This is a genomic window from Methylobacterium sp. CCH5-D2 (genome assembly GCF_001556475.1).
Lineage (GTDB): Bacteria > Pseudomonadota > Alphaproteobacteria > Rhizobiales > Beijerinckiaceae > Methylobacterium > Methylobacterium hispanicum.
The window spans coordinates 1-1,556 of sequence record NZ_LSIX01000878.1 but is presented as its reverse complement, the minus strand read 5'-3'; the positions used below and the strand labels follow the sequence as shown (position 1 = coordinate 1,556).

The 1,556-nt window shown below is 66.2% G+C and carries 1 protein-coding gene; it reads left to right on the top strand.

The window, feature by feature from the left end:
* Positions 1 to 129 precede the first annotated feature (129 nt).
* Entirely contained in the window at positions 130 to 1,287 is a 1,158-nt protein-coding gene (locus AX737_RS23425) for an AAA family ATPase (RefSeq protein ID WP_082773254.1), read from the top strand.
* Positions 1,288 to 1,556: the final 269 nt, after the last annotated feature.

Genomic DNA, 1,556 nt, shown 5'->3' with positions numbered 1-1,556 from the left:
CCTGCGCGACATCGCCCGCCTCATCACGCGCCTGTCGCCGGAGCGCGGCGACCCGGAGCGGTTCTACATCCGACGCGAGGAGGTCGCCTCGCGCCTCTACGCGCTCGCCGGGGTGATGGAGGGCGCACGGTGAGCCACGACCCGCGCGCCAGGATCGCATCGCTGATCGAGGGGGCGTCAGGCGGCTGGCCTGCCGTCTGTGTTTCATCCTGGCAGGACAAGCCGGTCCCGCCGCGGCAATGGTGCGTGCCCGATTGGGTGCCGGACCACGTCGTGACGCTGCTCTCGGGTGATGGCGGCACGGGCAAGAGCTTGCTCGCAATGCAGCTCGCAACCTGTTCGGCACTCGGGCTGCCCTTCATGGGGATCGAGCTGGCCCGGCGGAGGGTGCTCTATCTGGCGGCCGAGGACGATCTGGACGAGTTGCACCGGCGGCAGTCGGACATCAATGCGGGCTATGACATCGAGTTTGCCGACCTCGAAGAACAGCTTTGGTTCCGCGGGATCAAAGGCGAAGAGGCAATGCTGGCAACGGCCGACAAGCATCGCCAGCTCAAGCCAACGACAACATATGAGAACCTGAAGAACTTCTGCATCAGTCGCGGCATTCAGCTCCTCATCGTTGATACGGTCGCCGACACCTTCGGAGGCCTCGAAATCGACCGGCAGCAGGTGACGCGCTACGTCCGCCTCCTCGAAGAGATCGCCCGAGCAACCGGCGGCGCCGTCATCATCCTGGCGCATCCAGGCGTCGCGGGCCTTGCGAACGGCAGCGGCATTTCAGGTTCGACCGCGTGGCGCAACGCAGTGCGTAGCGTGGTCTACATGCGTCGCCCGACCGCCGAGGAGGCGGACGGGCCGGACGCGCGCGACCTGCGCGTGGTCGAGCGCCTGAAGGGCAACTTTGCCGCCACAGGGGCCGAGCTGCGGCTTGTCTGGTTCCGCGGGCAATTCGGGCTTGCCGACACGATCGACGGGACGCCCAAGGCCTTCGACGTCTACGCGGCGGAAGTCCGGGTCATGGCGGCCGTCAAGGATACGGTCAAGCAACGCCGCCTCATCAGTCTCAGCAAGACGTCGCCGCGCTGGGCCCCGAAGATCATCAGGGGATACGAGGGGCAGCACGGCCTCACCGTAGGGCAGATCGCGGATGTGCTTGAAGGAATGCTGCGCAAAGGACTGCTGCGAGAGGCGCACGTGGGCAAGCCCAGCCGCTACAGCACATTCATCGTACCCGCAGAACAGGGGCCGATCGCAGGGGAGATAGACCCCACGGCAGGGGCCTGACATGGCTGGTGCAGCCTCGGTGCAACTACCCGTGCAGCCGTGCAGCTACCCCCCTAAGCTATTGATTTCATTAGGGGGCACATCCTTCGTGCAGCTGTGCAGCTACCCAGCTAACTCACTGAGATCATTGGTGCGACTGGGGGGGGGGCACATCTTCCCCCTTACTACGTAAGGGGGGTACGGCCCCGTCCGGGGGCCGTACCCCCTGGACCACTGAGGTGGTCGGCGCGCGCGAGGGTGGCCGTGACGGCCACCCCTCCCTGCCGCGA